This window comes from Mycolicibacterium sp. XJ662, assembly GCF_053484035.1.
Window position 1 is genome coordinate 1,168,099 of record NZ_JBEFTL010000001.1, and the last position, 16,111, is coordinate 1,184,209.

At 66.3% G+C, this 16,111-nt stretch carries 14 protein-coding genes and 1 pseudogene; 9 read left to right on the top strand and 6 right to left on the bottom strand.

Going from position 1 to position 16,111, the window contains the following annotated elements:
- Positions 1–126 precede the first annotated feature (126 nt).
- Entirely contained in the window at positions 127–465 is a 339-nt protein-coding gene (locus ABQE93_RS05455; RefSeq protein ID WP_448438051.1) for a hypothetical protein, read from the top strand.
- Positions 466–472: 7 nt separating this feature from the next.
- Here the strand turns inward: ABQE93_RS05455 and ABQE93_RS05460 are convergent, their stop codons facing one another.
- The 6 genes and pseudogenes from ABQE93_RS05460 to ABQE93_RS05485 form a co-directional block, all read right to left on the bottom strand.
- Complete coding sequence (locus ABQE93_RS05460; RefSeq protein WP_448406537.1) at positions 473–1,297, bottom strand: EspK C-terminal domain-containing protein; 825 nt, start codon at positions 1,295–1,297, stop codon at positions 473–475.
- A gap of 1,044 nt (positions 1,298–2,341) precedes the next feature.
- Positions 2,342–2,695, bottom strand: a pseudogene (locus ABQE93_RS05465) (WXG100-like domain-containing protein); the annotation flags it as partial.
- Positions 2,696–2,841: 146 nt separating this feature from the next.
- Positions 2,842–3,765 carry an ESX-1 system-associated protein gene (locus tag ABQE93_RS05470; RefSeq protein ID WP_448406247.1) on the bottom strand — a complete coding sequence of 308 codons (924 nt, stop codon included), beginning with the start codon at positions 3,763–3,765 and terminating at the stop codon, positions 2,842–2,844.
- A 188-nt stretch (positions 3,766–3,953) separates the two neighbouring features.
- On the bottom strand, positions 3,954–4,751 hold the full coding sequence (locus tag ABQE93_RS05475; protein ID WP_448406248.1) for a PE domain-containing protein: 798 nt from the start codon (positions 4,749–4,751) through the stop codon (positions 3,954–3,956).
- A gap of 719 nt (positions 4,752–5,470) precedes the next feature.
- On the bottom strand, positions 5,471–6,328 hold the full coding sequence (locus tag ABQE93_RS05480; protein WP_448406249.1) for an LLM class F420-dependent oxidoreductase: 858 nt from the start codon (positions 6,326–6,328) through the stop codon (positions 5,471–5,473).
- Positions 6,329–6,348: 20 nt separating this feature from the next.
- The gene (locus ABQE93_RS05485; RefSeq protein WP_448406250.1) at positions 6,349–7,845 is read right to left on the bottom strand and encodes a potassium/proton antiporter; all 1,497 of its coding nucleotides are present in this window, start codon (positions 7,843–7,845) and stop codon (positions 6,349–6,351) included.
- A 141-nt stretch (positions 7,846–7,986) separates the two neighbouring features.
- On the opposite strand from ABQE93_RS05485, the gene ABQE93_RS05490 reads away from it, so the two are divergent.
- From ABQE93_RS05490 to ABQE93_RS05525, 8 genes are all read left to right on the top strand, one after another.
- Positions 7,987–8,682 (top strand): potassium channel family protein, encoded by a 696-nt coding sequence (locus ABQE93_RS05490; protein ID WP_448406251.1) that lies wholly within the window; start codon positions 7,987–7,989, stop codon positions 8,680–8,682.
- Between the two features lie 88 nt (positions 8,683–8,770).
- The gene (locus ABQE93_RS05495) at positions 8,771–9,106 is read left to right on the top strand and encodes an ArsR/SmtB family transcription factor (protein WP_448406538.1); all 336 of its coding nucleotides are present in this window, start codon (positions 8,771–8,773) and stop codon (positions 9,104–9,106) included.
- Positions 9,103–9,582, top strand: a complete 480-nt coding sequence (locus ABQE93_RS05500) for an NADH-quinone oxidoreductase subunit B family protein (RefSeq protein ID WP_448406252.1) — start codon at positions 9,103–9,105, stop codon at positions 9,580–9,582. The genes ABQE93_RS05495 and ABQE93_RS05500 overlap by 4 nt, the downstream gene beginning before the upstream one ends.
- A gap of 68 nt (positions 9,583–9,650) precedes the next feature.
- Positions 9,651–11,543, top strand: coding sequence for a proton-conducting transporter transmembrane domain-containing protein (locus tag ABQE93_RS05505; protein WP_448406253.1), 1,893 nt, complete (start codon positions 9,651–9,653; stop codon positions 11,541–11,543).
- A gap of 5 nt (positions 11,544–11,548) precedes the next feature.
- Positions 11,549–12,502: a respiratory chain complex I subunit 1 family protein gene (locus ABQE93_RS05510; RefSeq protein ID WP_448406539.1), complete on the top strand. Its 954-nt coding sequence runs from the start codon at positions 11,549–11,551 to the stop codon at positions 12,500–12,502.
- Positions 12,499–13,161, top strand: a complete 663-nt coding sequence (locus ABQE93_RS05515) for a hypothetical protein (protein ID WP_448406254.1) — start codon at positions 12,499–12,501, stop codon at positions 13,159–13,161. Before ABQE93_RS05510 ends, ABQE93_RS05515 begins: the two co-directional genes overlap by 4 nt.
- The gene (locus tag ABQE93_RS05520; protein WP_448406255.1) at positions 13,161–14,630 is read left to right on the top strand and encodes a proton-conducting transporter transmembrane domain-containing protein; all 1,470 of its coding nucleotides are present in this window, start codon (positions 13,161–13,163) and stop codon (positions 14,628–14,630) included. The genes ABQE93_RS05515 and ABQE93_RS05520 overlap by 1 nt, the downstream gene beginning before the upstream one ends.
- A complete protein-coding gene (locus ABQE93_RS05525; RefSeq protein ID WP_448406256.1) occupies positions 14,627–16,105 on the top strand; it encodes a hydrogenase large subunit in 1,479 nt (492 codons plus the stop codon). Before ABQE93_RS05520 ends, ABQE93_RS05525 begins: the two co-directional genes overlap by 4 nt.
- Positions 16,106–16,111: the final 6 nt, after the last annotated feature.

Genomic DNA, 16,111 nt, shown 5'->3' on the forward strand with positions numbered 1-16,111 from the left:
TGCGAACAACCGTGCGCTCGTGGGGATGTGATCCTCACAAACGTAGGGAAATCCCCAGTATCTCCGGCTTCTCTCGTTGGATAGCGTCGCGAGATCCAGTGTTCCGATGCTGATCGAGGGGGAAGTATGTATACGCGACTGGCGGTGACCGCCGCACTGATGATCGGGGCTTCAGTCGGGCTGGCCGGCCCGGCGGCGGCCGAGTCGCTCGACGGGACATACACCGGGACGGTGACTGGAGGGCCCGGTCCGGTTGGCGAGCCGTCTACCTGGGTGTTCACCTCCTGCGGTCCGGGTTGTGTCCAGGAGACATCTTCGAATCGCGGGGTGCTCCATCTGCAGGGCAACACGTGGACGGGGACCAGTGATGGTTGCGCGCTGACCATCGACAATGGATCCCTTGCCGGTGCCGTCGCGTGTCCTGGATATGACGCGCTGCGGTTCCAGTTGTCCAGGACCGGCTGAACTCGATTCAGACGGTGGCGCGTGCTGCGCTGGCGTCTGCCATGAGGACGCCGAGGTGTTGCCAATAGATCCAGTCGGCGATCGCGGCCCGTTGGTCTGCGGTGTCGGTTGCGACGTGGGCCCGGTGCAGCGCCAACTCTTGGGCATGCTCGGCGTAAGCGACGAAAGCTTCGAGTTGGGCCTGTCCCCGGTCCGGTGCATTGCTTAGTAGCGGCCGAAACACTTCGAACCACAGCGATGACCGTCGATCGTCTGGTGCATTGGTATCCGCAGGCGCTGGAGGCAACACGTCCGATAGACCGCTGGCGCTGAGCGCGGCGAGCTTTTGCGCGGCGTCGGCAGAGATCACCTGCAATCGGTGTCGGCCATTCATCTGTCCGCTCTCGGGGATGTCGTCGGGACGCAGGACGATCTTTGGCGCACCGGGGTCGAAACCTTTGAACTGGTCCTCGGTGGCAATGACAGCGCGCAGTTCGGTATTGTGGTGCTGCGCCCAACCATGAAGGGCGAGAATGGGATACGTCGCCCAGGTGCCTCGAACGGCGGCGGGTATGGACTCGTCGGCGGTCGCCATTTTCACTTGGTCCGGGAGGTTGACGCCGTCGGGGATGTAGCCGAGCCCGTAGTTGTTGGCGACGACGATCGTGCCGTCCTTGGCCAGCCCGGTGATCCAGAAGAAGCCAAGATCAGTGATGCCAACGTTGAGGGCGGCAGCGATTCGGTGGGCGACTTGCGTTGGGTCGGTGGCGGAGGGGCGGCGAAGCGTTGCGGCAGCGATAGCTTCACGTTCGGCACGCGCCGCCGAGACCGGTACTGGTGCGGGTGCTCCCACGGTGCTCGAACCTGGTGCCGCCGCAGCCGGTGCGACGCTGGGCCCAGAGGGGGTTGTGGGAGCGACCGGTGCTGCCGGTGGAGGTGTCGGAGGTGGACCCAGCGGAACAGCGCCGCCGGGCGGCGGGGCCCCGACGCCAGGAGCGGGTGCGACGGGAGCGGGTGCAACCGCACCGGTGCTGGGGCCAGTCGATGAAGTCGGCGCGGGCGGAGGCGGATTCGGAGTGTCGGGTACCGCTGGGGCAGCGAGTGGTTGGGGAGCGGCGGCAGCACTCATAGGTGCTGCGGCCGGCTGCGGAGGTGGGATCGGTGTCTGCGCAGCAGCTCTCGCGGCGGCATCTGCGACGGAGCGTTGGAACTCTGCCATCTGCGTTTGATTGGCCGCTGCCGCCGCAGGAGTCGCGGTACTCGGCGCGCTAGGGGCAGATGTCGACGGTGTCGCCGGTGTCGATACGCCGGAAGCAGGTGCTGCGGGTGTGCTGATCCCTGGCGTAGATGGCGCCCCGGGAGCGCTTGGGGCGCCGGGGATTACAGGCGCGCCGGGCGGCATCGCAATAGGAGCGCTTGGGCCGACTTCAGGTGCGGCAGGCGATGACGGATCAGCCACAACTCGGTCACCACCGACATCCAAGAAACCACTACCAGAAGGTAAGGGGTTATGGTCTTTGGCCGACACTTCGGTGGGGAACGTTCCGTGAACTTCATTCCCACCGACACCCGCAAGTTCGCCATCGGTCGGCAGAGAGTTAGATGGCGGCGTGCGCGGCCCTGCCGGTGGCGTGGATTTTAATTCATGCCCGCCGATACCGGTCAAATGACTAACTTGAACCACTCGAGTGCTTTCAGTGTCGAGGGCAGGGTCAAGTTGGGATTCGTCTCCTGCTGAGCCATCCGTGCTGTCGAGAGAGGGCGACGTCTTTCCAGAGACTTGCGAAGCTGCCAAAGCGACGATGTCGAGATTTTCGTTACGAGTTGATTCCACGACGGCATCGATTGCCGACTTCTTCTCCGACTCGGAGCCATCTGCACGCTGAATGATGTCAATCAAGTTGTGCGCGAGGTCGACATTGTCGATGATGCCGTTTTTCGCATTCGTCACAGCGGTAGCGCAGTCACGAAAGAGCTTTGCGGAGGTGTCAAGCTTGTCCTTGACCGCTTGTATATCAGCGATCCGCTTATCGAGCGCGGCGTTAGCGGCTATCGCCCCTGCCCCTGACCAGAGACCGACTCCTCCGAACATTGCACTGCGTTCTTGTTTTGCGGCATCGAGTTGCGCGCCAAGAGAATTCGAAACTGCGTCGATTGCATCTGCACATGCGCGCAGCACATCTTCGTCTACGTCAGGCCATGCCGGTGGCGCTGCCATCTCGTACGGATCATTTGGTCGTGAGATACTCATCCTAAGTCACGTGCACTCGATCAAATGATCGCGAAGGCCGCGTAGCGGCGATTGCGATCTCGCTGTGTGCCAAAGCCAGCAGCCTGCCAGTCGCCCTGCAGGTTTTGTGACAATACGGCTGAGTGCCGTAACTTTTCCTTGCTCCATCAGACGCCGACCGCTTTACATGCATCGAATATCGCGTTGGTGAGGTCGACAGCCACACCAGAGAGGTAAGAATCGGCCGACGTGTAAGTAGGCAGCGCTTCAACAAACGCACGGCGGTATTGCGCAGCGAGTACTGCGAAATCCTCCAGTACGGGACTCTCGCTACGGCGACCCAGATTCTCTACGTCATCGGCGAATGCGCTGATAACTGGCTTAAGTGATTCGGCAACCGAACGCTGCTCGGCATTCCACTCAGCAAAAGGTTTGCCCGCGTCGATCGTGTTCCAAGCGCTGGCATCAGCTTGGAACTGACGCAATAAGTCTTCCCATTTTTCGCATGTTGGATCCGGCGATGTCAAAAACCGTTGTGGATCATTGGGGTCATCAATCGCCGCAATTCGAGTTGGCGGCTCCGGAGTTGGAACCAGAGGCGCCCATGCTTGAGCAGTGTCGTAGGTGATCGCTGCACATATGTTTGCCAGAGCCGACGATGTGTCAGCAACGACAATGGCCAGATAATTGTCGACGGGCTTGTATGTGGGAATCGCGTCGGCGTAAGCGCGCGCGTAGGCAATGAATTGCTCGTAAAGTTCGCGGACAACGCGATGAGGTGTGATCTTGACTAGCCGCGTCGATTGATCTGCTGCTGCGACCATGGCTCGTCCCACATCGTCGTACTGGCCGCGTTGTTCGGTTGTCCAACGATCAACAGGGATGGAGCGATCGATGCTGTCCCAGCCGTTTCGTTGTGCCTGAGCAAGCGTCGTGTTGATCGGTGCCCACGCCCCGCATGTCGGGTCTTCGGTGATGATGTTTGCGGGTCCCTTGTCGCCCGCACTAGCCAAGCCATAGTTGTTGCCTGATGGATCGGCGCCGTTGCCGCCGTCATCGCTTGTCACCGAAACCGTCACCGCGACAGTCACTCCAATGACCGCTAGCAATGCCACCGCGCCCAGCGCCCACTTCCACCCATTGCCACGCTTCTTCGGCGGCGGGCCCGGCGGCCACTGCTGCGGCGGCCACGGCGGCTGTTGCGGCGGAGGACCGTACTGACCTGGCGGGCCACCTTGCGGCGGCGGGTTGGGCGGACCTCCCGGCGGCGGCGGATAACTCACAACGCAATCTCCGGCGATGCCTCAGCCGGCCGCGTCGGCGCGGGCTTCGGCGGTGCCTCAGGCGCCTGCGGCTGCGCCTCCTGTGCCTGCGGTTCCGGCACTCTCTCACCACCGGAACCCGGCGCCGCTCCAGCGACCCGAGGCTCTTCCTCTTCTTCTGGTCGCTGTTCGTCCGTTGGCGCCGCCGACTTGTCTTCTTCCGCTTCGAGTTTCAGCTCATCGTCGACGCCAGACATCTCGGAGAGCTGGCCGACCTGCTGCATAGCGCTTTGCATACCCTGCATCATCGCCGCCGGGATGGCCCCTGCCATCCCCGCCAATTGCATCGGAATCTGAGCCGCCTGCTGCGCCATTTGCATTGGCATCTGCATCATCTGGCCCATCTGCCCGGCCGGGTCAGCCGCACCTGCGCCCGTCGTCGCCGCGCCTTCAGCCGCCGTCGCAGCACCCGCTCCAGCACCGCCACCTGCCGACCCCGAACCGGCCTGAGACCCGTCGAACTCACCCAGCCGCTTGAGAATCTCCTCGGCGATCTGCCGGTCGGTCGCGTCGTACATGCCCGCGGCCGCCAACACCTTTTGCGCATACCGCGTCAACTCTTCTTTGGCCACCGGCAACTGAGCCAGGACCGGGTCGACCACCTCGGCGACCTTGCCCGCGATCGCGACCGACAACGCATCAGCGCCCGTCGGGCTGAACGCGGCCGGCGGCGGAGGGATCGCAGCAGCCAGCGCCTGCAACCGGCTTCCCGCTTGCTGCACCAGCGGCGCGTCGATCCGCAAGGTCTCAGTCATTGTCACTCCGCACAGCCGCCAATTCGGCGCTTAGCAATTGGCAAGCCCATTCAGGCGTCACCACGAAAATGCTACCGGAACAGCAACCCCGCCAATTGCACGAATTTGTGGCGCCTCTACAACGCCAACCGGGCCGCGCGACGCACCGGCTCACCAGCAAAAAGTCTCTAATCACCACGTCGGAGAGTTATTCGACCGATCGACGCCAGTCCACGACTATCCCAGGAAAAGCGTCCACACACCGACAAGCCAGCAAACACAATCGGACCAATATTGCCGTGCGGGGCCGCCAGGGCCCACCAGAGAGTGGCCGTCAAACCCCCGCAGCCGCCTATACCCGACAATCACACCAGTCACAACTGCCTCACAAAAAACATCAGATGATATCTCGGCGCGCCTCGGACCGTTTGCCCGGCCAGCGGGATTTAATGACTTCAGTGAGGGCGCTGCGCTAAGGTGGGCCCTGATCAGCTATCTGTATCGACGCAGGAGTTAGTTCCGTGTACCTCAACCCGCTTTCTCGGTCACGGGTGAGTCGAATCGCCTGGTCACTTTTCCGTCATCCCTTGAAGAGCCGCGGATTTCCCGCCAAGGCGGAGCGGCTGATAACCCCCGACGAGATGCTTCGTTACGGCATCTAGCGAACTCGCTACCCAGCCGTCGGCGGCAGCAAACGGACGGTCACGCTCGTTTGCCGAATCGTTACCTCTTCGTGACCCTCAGCCGTGGCCGTCTAACAGACCCGACGCCCGGATCTCCTGTGCCAGCGGTTCCAGAACCGCCGGATCGTGCGGCGGCGGCAGATAGACGATGGCCAGGTCCAGCCCTTCCTTGCCGAGCGCCGCGGCCTCCTCAACGACCGCGCCGTAATCGAGGTCTGGGTTCAGCCGCACGTGCGCCGACAGCGTGATCTCGCTCGGATCGCGGCCGATGTCGGCGCAATGCGAGGCCAGAACATCGCGCTTGCGTGCGAACAACTCGGGCGGACCGCCGACGAAATTCCAGTGCTGGGCGTACCTGGCCGTGATCTTGAGCGTGCGCTTCTCACCGTTGCCGCCGATACAGATCGGCGGGTGCGGCCGCTGCGGGCCCTTCGGCTCACAGCGCGCGTCTCTGAGTTGGTAGAACGTCCCGTCGAACGTCGTCGTCTGCTGGCTCAACAGCCCGGTGAGCACCTCGCAGGCCTCCTCGAAACGGTCGAACCGTTCCTTCACGGTGCCCAGCTCGATGCCGTAGGCACCGGACTCCTCCTCGTTCCAGCCGGCGCCGACGCCCAGTTCCAGCCGGCCGTTGGACACGATGTCCAACGACGCGGCCATGTTCGCGAGTACGGCCGGATGACGGTAGTGAATGCCGGTCACCAACGTGCCGAGCCGCAGGCGCTTGGTCGCCTGGGCCAACGCCGTGAGCGTGATCCAACCTTCCAGGCACGGGCCCGTCGAGTCGGAGAAGATCGGGTAGAAGTGGTCGAAAGTCCAACCGGAATCAAAGATTTCGATGTCGTCGGCGGCCTGCCAGACGGCGAGCATGTCTGCCCAGGTGGTGTTCTGCGGGGAGGTTTTGAAGGCGAATCGCACCCGGTTGAGCGTAGTCGCCGTTATCCCGCCTCGCCGTACTCGTTGAACCAGTGCGCCAGCTTTCCGCGACGGCTGACCGCCCGCAGTCGCCGCTCGGTGGCCTCCCGCGTCTTGCTCGTGGTGACGATGAGCAGTTCGTCGTCGATGGCGATTCGGGTGTCCGGCTGAGGCACGAATGTGTGACCGCCGCGGATGATCAGGGTGATCACGCTGGGATCAGGTAGTCGCAGTTCCCGCACCGTGACGTTGTGCAAGCGCGACGGTGCCTGCACCGTCATCGTGAGCAGTTCGGCCTCCAACACATCCAGCGGCGCCGATTCCACCTGGATCTCGCGGGTGGCTTCCTTTGAGACCAGCCCCAACCGCCGGCCGACCCAACCCAGGCTGGGACCCTGCACCAGCGTGAACACCACGACCAGGATGAAGACGATGTTGAGCAGCCGAAGGCTGTCGGGTACTCCGCCGACGATCGGGAACGTGGCCAACACGATGGGCACCGCGCCGCGCAAACCGGCCCAGGATACGAAAAGTTGCTCCCGCCAAGGTATTCGGAACCCGACAAGCGAAACCGCAACGGACAGCGGTCGCGCGATCAGCAAGAGGACAAGCCCGATCGCAATCGCGGGCAGTATCTCGGCGCCCAGATCGCTCGGGTCCACCAGCAGGCCGAGCAACACGAACAGGCCGATCTGCGCCAGCCAGGCGAGCCCCTCGGCGAAGGACCGGGTCGCCGAGCGGTGGGGCAGCCCGGAATTGGCGAGCACCAGGCCGGACACGTACGCGGCGAGGAACCCGCTGGCTTGTGCCGTGCCCGCCGCCGCGAAGGCCACCATGCCGATGCCGAACGCCGCAAGCGGATACAAGCCCGACGCCGGCAGCGCGATGCTCCGCAAGCCGAAAGCCCCTACGACGCCGAAGATCACGCCGATCACACCGCCCGCGGCCAACTCGTAGATCACTTCGACGAACGTGTGTACCGGAGACAGCTCCAGCGGCGTGGCGCTGAACAGCAAGACGAAGATGACGGCGGGGGCGTCGTTGAACCCCGACTCGGCTTCGAGCAGGCCCGCGACGCGGCGCGGCAGCGGCACCACCCGCAGCACCGAGAACACCGCCGCCGCGTCGGTCGACGAGACGATGGCGCCTAGCAGCAGCGCCAGTTGCCAATCCATGCCCAGCAGCAGATGCGCGCCCGCCGCGGTGACCACCATGGTGGTGGCGACCCCCAAGGTGGCCAGCACACCGGCGGGTGCCAACAGCCGGCGCACGTCGGCGAACCGGGTCGTCAGACCGCCTTCGATGAGGATGATCGCCAGGGCCACGGTGCCGAGGTGATCGGCGAGCAGGTAGTCGTCGAACTGCAGACCCAACCCGTCCTCGCCGACGATGACGCCGACGGCCAAGAACAACAACAGGCTCGGTAGCCCGATGCGGCTGGCGGCCCGGGTGGCGACGATGCTGGCCAACAGCACGAGCCCGCCCGCCAGCAGCACCAGATAGAGCTGCTGCAGGGTCATTTCTTCCCCGTTCGGGACCGGATGGTTGGCGCGGTCTGCAGTACAGACCTACCACGGCAGTGGATACGTCAGTATGAACTCGTGTTCCGTCTCAGGAAGCGACCTTCTCCAGCGTCGGGTCGCACCGAGGAACGTCGGTCGATGCGCATCGGCATCGCAGGCGCGGGCGCGATCGGTCGCTCCGTGGCCCAGGAACTGATCGGCTACGGCCACAAGGTCTTGCTGATCGAACACAGTGTCCGCCACTACGAACCACAAACGGTGCCCGAAGCCGATTGGTTGTTGGCCGACGCCTGTGAGCTCACCGCGTTGCAAGACGCCGGGCTTCAGACCTGCGATGTGGTGATCGCCGCGACGGGCGACGACAAGGTGAACCTGACGGCCTCGCTGTTGGCCAAGACGGAGTTCGGGGTCGATAGGGTGGTGGCGCGGGTCAACGACATGCGCAACCAGTGGTTGTTCAACGACGCGTGGGGCGTTGACCTCGCGGTGTCCGCGCCGGCGGCGCTTGTCGCGGCGATCGAGGGGGCCATCGACATCGGCCACGTGGTCCGGTTGATGGAACTGCGGCAGGGCCAGGTCAGCCTCGCGAAACTCACGTTGCCCGAAGGGGATCCGTTGGTGGGCCGGCGGGTGGCTGAGTTGCCGTTGGCGGAGAACACCGCGTTGGCGGTCATCATCCGGGAAAGCGGAATTGTCATTCCCCGGCCCGACGACGCTCTCGAAGCCGGCGACGAGATGCTGTTCTTCACCGGCGGCCGAGACAACAACGCCGTCTCGGCCCTTGTGCAGGGCGCCATCAAACCCCTCGGCGAACAGGCTCCACCCGCCCGCTGAGAACGCCGAGTTGAAACGCCCCACCGATGCGGTCTACTATCTGAAAAATCGTTCAACTGACAATTTCGACAGTTCTTCAGGAGTCTGGGTGCAGCCGCTGTACAAGCTCAAGGGCGAGTTCTTCAAGACGCTCGGCCATCCAGCCCGCGTGCGGATTCTGGAACTGCTGGCCGAGAAGGACCTGTCCGTGGGAGAACTGCAGCCCGAGGTCGGCCTCGAGCCATCGAACCTGTCCCAACAGCTGGGCGTGCTGCGTCGTGCCGGGATCGTGACGGCGCGCAAGGACGGCAACAATGTCATCTACTCCATCGCATCACCGGACATCGCCGAGTTGCTCGCGGTCGCACGCAAGGTGCTGACCACGGTCTTCAGCGACCGCGTTGCGATGCTGTCGGACCTGCGCGATGCCGGAGGTGAGCAATGAGCTGGCTACGCAAGATCTTTCGAGTCGGCCGAATCGTCGAACCATCCGGTCCCGCACCGCATGCCGCCGTCGAACCCCCGACCGGCGTGCGGGGTTCGCTGCAGATCCGCCACGTCGACGCCGGCTCGTGCAACGGCTGCGAGGTCGAGATCGGCGGGGCGTTCGGCCCGGTCTACGACGCCGAGCGGTACGGCGCGCGGCTGGTCGCCTCACCCCGGCACGCCGACGCCCTGCTGGTCACCGGCGTGGTCACCCGCAACATGGCCGAACCGCTGAGCAACACGGTCGCGGCCACCCCCAAGCCGCGGGTGGTCATCGCGTGCGGTGATTGTGCACTGAACCGGGGCGTCTTCGCCGACGCCTACGGGGTCGTCGGCGCGGTCAGTGACGTGGTCCCCGTCGACGTCGAGATCCCGGGCTGCCCGCCCACCCCCGACCAGATCGTCACCGCGCTGCGATCGGTGACCAACAAGTGACCTCCACGTTATCGGCTCCAGTCCATACCGCCCGAAAGCCCGTGCCCCACAGAGGGTTCAGCGCCGTAATGGGGCTGGGCACCTCGGGCGTTGGCGTCATCGGCGTGTGGCTGGGTGTGCTCGGGCTGTTCGGCCCAGCCCGCGAAGTGCGCATCGGCTGGTTGCTGCCGTTGGCCGGTGTGCAGCTACAACTCGATCCGCTCGGCGGGTTCTTTCTGGCGTTGATCGGCGCCGTCGCGGTGCCCGTCGGCATCTATGCGATCGGCTACGCCCACCATCTGAGCCGCACCGCCATGGCCGTACTTCCGCTGTTCGTGGCCGCCATGCTGCTGGTGCCCGCGGCGGCATCGGTGACGACATTCCTGCTCGCCTGGGAGCTGATGGCGCTCGCATCACTGGTGCTGGTGCTCGCCGAGCACGCCCGGCCCCGCGTGCGCTCGGCCGCGCTGGTGTACGCGGTGATGACCCAGTTGGGCTTCGTCGCCATCCTCATCGGGCTGATGGTGCTGTCCGCGGCGGTCGGCGCCGACCGCTTCGCCGACCTGACCGGCGTGTCCGACGGCACCCGCACGCTGGTCTTCCTGCTCACGCTGGCGGGTTTCGGCTCGAAGGCCGGCTTGGTTCCGCTACACGCCTGGCTGCCGCGGGCACACCCCGAGGCGCCCAGCCCGGTGTCGGCGCTGATGAGCGCGGCGATGGTGAGCCTGGGCATCTACGGCATCGTGCGCATCGACCTGCAACTGCTCGGCCCCGGGCCGCGGTGGTGGGCGCTGACGCTGCTGGCGGTCGGTGCGGCATCCGCGCTCTACGGTGTGCTGCAGGCGTCGGTGGCCACCGATCTCAAACGGCTGCTTGCCTATTCGACCACCGAGAACATGGGCCTGGTCACGCTGGCGCTCGGAGCAGCGACGTTGTTCGCCGACGCCGGTGCGGCCGCGCCGGCAACCATCGCGGCGACCGCGGCGATGCTGCATCTGCTCGCGCACGCGGTGTTCAAATGCCTGGCCTTCATGGCGGCGGGTTCGGTGCTGGCGGCGACGGGGCTGCGTGACCTCGACCGGCTCGGCGGGTTGGCCCGCCGGATGCCCGCGACGACGGCACTTTTCGGCGTGGCCGCCCTTGGCGCGTCCGGGCTTCCGCTGGGCGCCGGGTTCGTCAGCGAGTGGCTGCTGCTGCAGTCGCTGATCCGCGCCCCGGGCGGCGACGCGGTGGTGGCGCTGGTCGGTCCGCTGGCCATGGGCGCTGTGGCGCTGACGGTCGGTCTCGGGGTGGCCACCATGGTCAAGGCGTTCGGCATCGGTTTCCTGGCGCGGCCGCGTTCCGAACCCGCGTCCTCGGCAGGCGAATCCCCACGCACGATGCTCGTCGGCATGACCATCGCGGCCGTCGGCTGCGCGGTGATCGCCGTCGTGCCCAGTGTGATTGCGCCCGCACTGCGCCGGGTCCTTGAAACGCTGCCCGCCGCGCAGAACGTCGCGTTCACCGATTTCGGCACGTTGATCCGGCTGCCCGGTGTGCCGGGTTCGATCGCACCGGGAGTGATCGCAGCGACGCTGGTAATAGCAGTCCTGGCCGTGGTGGTGGCCAGCCAATGGCGCTCACGTCGCCGACCTGCCGCCGAAAGATTACCGCTGTGGGCCTGCGGTGCAGGCGATTTGACGGCCCGCATGCAATACACCGCAACATCGTTCGCCGAACCGCTGCAACGGGTCTTCGACGACGTCCTTCGGCCCGACACCGCCATAGAGGTCACCCCGACCGCCGAATCGCGCTACATGGCCGATCGTGTTACGTACCGCAACCGCATCGGCGACGCCATCGAGGAGTGGCTGTACACGCCGGTGGTGCGGGCGGTAGTGACCGCGGCCGGTGTCATGCGTCGGGCCCACACCGGCAGCATTCACCTCTACCTGGCCTACGGGGCGCTGGGTGTGCTGATCATCTTGGTGGTCGCCACATGACCCTGATGTCCTATCTTGCCGGCGTCGCACAACTCGCCACGGTGGCCCTCGGCGCGCCGCTCGTGATCGGGTTGATGCGACAGGTCCGCGCGCGCTGGGAAGGCCGTGCCGGTGCCGGGGTGCTGCAGCCGTGGCGCGATCTGCGCAAACAGCTTGGCAAACAACAGATCACCCCCGAGGGCACCACGCTGGTCTTCGCCGCCGCGCCCGTCGTGCTCGCTGCGACCACGCTGCTGATCGCGGCGATCATCCCGGTGGTGGCCACCGGGTCACCGTTGGACTCCAGCGCCGATCTGTTCGCCGTCGTCGGGCTGCTGTTTCTCGGTACGGTCGCGCTCACCCTCGCGGGCATCGACACCGGCACCTCGTTCGGCGGTATGGGCGCCAGCCGCGAGATCACGTTCGCAGCGTTGGTCGAACCCACGATCCTGGTGGCGGTCTTCGCGTTGTCGATACCGGCCGGATCGGCCAATCTCGGTGCGCTGGTGTCCAATACATTGGACGACCCAGGCCGGGTGATCTCGCTGGCCGGAGTGTTGGCGTTCGCCGCGCTGGTGGTCGTGATCATCGCCGAGACCGGGCGGCTGCCGGTGGACAACCCCGCCACCCACCTCGAGCTGACGATGGTGCACGAAGCGATGGTGCTCGAATACGCCGGGCCGAAGCTGGCGCTGGTGGAGTGGGCTTCGGCGATGCGGCTGACCGTGCTGCTGGCGCTGCTGGCAAACCTGTTCCTGCCGTGGGGAATTGCCGGCGATAATCCCAGCGCGGCCGCTGTCGCGGTCGGTGTGGTTGCCGTCGCGGTGAAGGTCGCCGTGCTGGCGATGCTGCTGGCCAGCGTCGAGGTGTTCATCGCCAAGCTGCGGCTGTTCCGGGTGCCCGAGTTGCTGGCCGGCTCGTTCCTGCTCGCGCTGCTCGCGGTGACCGCGGCCAGCTTCTTCACGGTGGGCGCCTCATGATCGACGCGAACTTCATCACGCTCATCGGGTTCGCCGCCGGCGGGCTCACCCTGGCCGCGGTGCTCATCGTGTGGCGACGTGACCTGCGCGCCATCGTGCGCCTGCTGGCATGGCAGGGCGTGGCGCTGGCCGCGATCCCGGTCGTGCGCGGTCTGCACGACGGCGAAATGGCGATGGTCGCCGTCGGCGCCGCGGTGCTGGTGTTGCGCGCCGCCCTGCTGCCGTGGCTGCTGGCGCGGGCTGTGGCCGCCGAGCCGGAGGCGCAACGCGAGGCGACGCCGTTGGTGAACACCGCCACCTCGCTGCTGATCGCCGGCATCCTGACCGTCGTCGCGTTCGCGATCACGCGCCCGCTGATCGACCTGGCGCCCGACCCGGTCGTCGACGCGGTCCCCGCGGCTTTCGCGGTGATCCTGATCGCGCTGTTCGTGATGGCCACCCGACGCCACGCCGTCTCGCAGGCGGCAGGATTCCTGATGCTGGACAACGGGATCACCGCCGCGGCGTTCCTGCTGACCGCCGGTGTGCCGTTGATCGTGGAGCTCGGCGCGTCGCTGGACGTGCTGTTCGTGGTGTTGATCATCGGGGTGCTGACCGGGCGGCTGCGCCGGGCGTTCGGCGGCGCCGACCTAGATCGTCTGCAGGAGCTGCGGGACTGATGACCACACTGCTTCTCGCGCCCGTTCTCGTTCCCGCCGCCGCGGCACTGGTGAATCTCGTTGTCGGATGGCGACGTTGGACCGCTGCCCTGTCGGTGGCCTCGGCCGCCACGGTGCTCGTCTGCGGGCTCGTGCTCGCGGTGAAAGTCGGATCGACACCGCACCTGGCGCTGGATGGTCTGCTGCGCGTCGACGCGCTCTCGATCACCATGCTGATCGTCATCGGCGTCGTCGCCACACTGAGTACCTGGGCCAGCATCGGCTACATCGGCGCCGAACTCGACCACGGCCACACCGATGCCAGCGGCGCGCGGCTGTACGGCGTGCTGACCCCGGCGTTCATCGCGTCAATGGCACTTGCGGTGAGTGCCAACAACATCGGCATCATCTGGGTCGCCGTCGAGGCGACCACCGTGGTGACCGCGTTCCTCGTCGGACACCGCCGCACCCGGGGCGCCCTGGAGGCCACCTGGAAGTACGTGATGATCTGCTCCGTAGGGATCGCGGTGGCACTGCTGGGCACGGTGCTGATGTATTTCGCCGCGCTGCACGCTGGCGCGCCCGAGGCGTACGCGCTCAACCTCGACGTGTTGGCCGCCTACGCGGCGAACCTCGATCCGGGCGTGGCCCGGCTGGCCGGTGGGCTACTGCTGATCGGCTACGGCGCCAAGGTCGGGCTGTTCCCGTTCCACACCTGGCTCGCCGACGCGCACAGTCAGGCCCCGGCACCGGTGTCGGCGTTGATGAGCGGTGTGCTTCTGGCCGTGGCATTCTCGGTGCTGCTGCGCATCAAACCGGTCGTCGATGCGGCGACCGGCCCGGGCTTCCTGCGCACCGGGCTGATCGTGCTCGGCCTGATGACCCTGCTGATCTCCGCGCTGATGCTGATTGTCACCGGCGACGTCAAGCGCATGCTCGCGTACTCCTCGATGGAGAACATGGGACTGATCGCGATCGCCGCTGCGGCTGGCACACCGCTGGCGATCGCGGGCCTGCTGCTGCACGTGCTCGCACACGGAGTCGGAAAAACCGTGCTGTTCCTGGCCGGTGGCCAGTTGCAGCTCGCGCATGACTCCACGGCGATCCGCGACATCAGCGGTGTGGTGCGCCGATCGCGGTTGGTCGGCGGGTCCTTCGCCGTCGGGCTGCTTGTGCTGCTGGGGTTGCCGCCGTTCGCGATGTTCGCCAGCGAGATCGCCATCGCCCGCTCGCTGGCTGACGCCGGCCTGGCCTGGGCGCTTGCCGCGGCGTTGGCTCTGATCGCCGTGGCATTCGCAGCGCTCGTGCGCAATTCGGGTCGCATGTTGCTGGGCGACGCACCGACAGGAGCACCCGCGATCGTGGTGCCTGGCTCGGTGGCGGCGGCGCTGCTGGTGGGCGTAACCGTCTCGGTCGTCCTCGGTGTCACCGCGGGCCCGCTGACGGCTCTGTTCACCGACGCCGCCAACCTCCTCGGAGCGATGCGATGAAAGACTCCGTCCGCCAGCGCATATCGCGCGACACATTAAGGGATAAGGCCGAAGAGCTCTTCGGGGCGGGTTATCGCCTGGCGTTGGTGGCGGCGCACGACGACGGCGGCGGCGTGCTGCGGGTGGTGTATCTGTTCCTCGCCGCCCAGCCCGACCGTCGCGTCGAACTCGAATGTGTCCTGCCGCCAGGCGATCCCGAGCTGCCGTCGCTGGCATACCTGTCCTTTCCGGCCAGCCGCTTCGAGCGGGAGATGGCCGACCTGTACGGCCTGCGCCCGGTCGGGCATCCGCGCCCACGACGGCTGGTGCGTCATGCCCATTGGCCGCAGGATTGGCACCCCATGCGCAAAGACGCCGGCCCCCCACCGCAGTTTGAGCCACGCGGACGTTTTCCGTTCGTCACTGTCGAGGGCACCGGCGTGTACGAGATCCCGGTCGGGCCAGTACACGCCGGGCTGATCGAACCGGGCCACTTCCGGTTCTCGGTGGTCGGCGAGACCGTGCTTCGGCTGAAGGCCCGGTTGTGGTTCGTGCACCGCGGCGTCGAGAAGCTGTTCGAGGGCCGACCCGTCACCGATGCTGTCGCGCTGGCCGAACGCATCAGCGGCGACACCTCGGCCGGGCATGCGCTGGCGCACAGCCTCGCCGTCGAGGACGCCGTCGGCGCCGGGCTGCCTGACGAAGCCCACCGGCTCCGGGCTCTCGTCGTCGAACTCGAACGGCTCTACAACCACGCCGCCGACCTCGGCGCGCTGGCCAATGACGTCTCCCTGGGAATCGCCAACACCCATGCGCTGCGCATCCGGGAACGCCTGCTGCGCATCAACGCCGAGGTGACCGGCCACCGGCTGCTGCGCGACGCCATCCGTCCCGGCGGGATCATGCTGAAAGCGCTGCCCGAACCCGCCGTGCTGCGTGAGATCGCCGCCGATCTGGCCGAGGTGGCCGACCTGACGCTGCGCAACAACGTCGTCTACGACCGGTTCGCGGGCACCTCGGTGCTCACCAAGGACGACGCGCAAGCCCTGGGATGTCTCGGCTACGCCGCCCGCGCCAGCGGACTGCGCACCGACGCCCGCGTCGACCACCCGACGACCGACCTTCCGATCACCGAGACACACGCCACCACCGGAGACGTGCTCGCGCGCTACACCGTGCGCCGCGACGAGTTCGCCGCATCGGTCGAGTTGGCCTGTGCGCTCATCGAATCCCACAGCGGGCCGCTCGAATACCAGGAACCGCTCGACGGGTTCAGCGGCCCGTCCAGCGGCGTCGGCATCGTGGAGGGTTGGCGCGGCACCATCGTGCACCGCGTCGAGGTGGGCGCCGACGGGACCCTCGCGCGGGCCAAGATCGTCGACCCGTCCTGGTTCAACTGGCCGGCGCTTCCGGTCGCGATGGCCGACACGATCGTCCCGGACTTCCCGTTGACCAACAAAAGCTTCAACCTGTCCTACGCGGGAAACGATCTGTGACGCCGC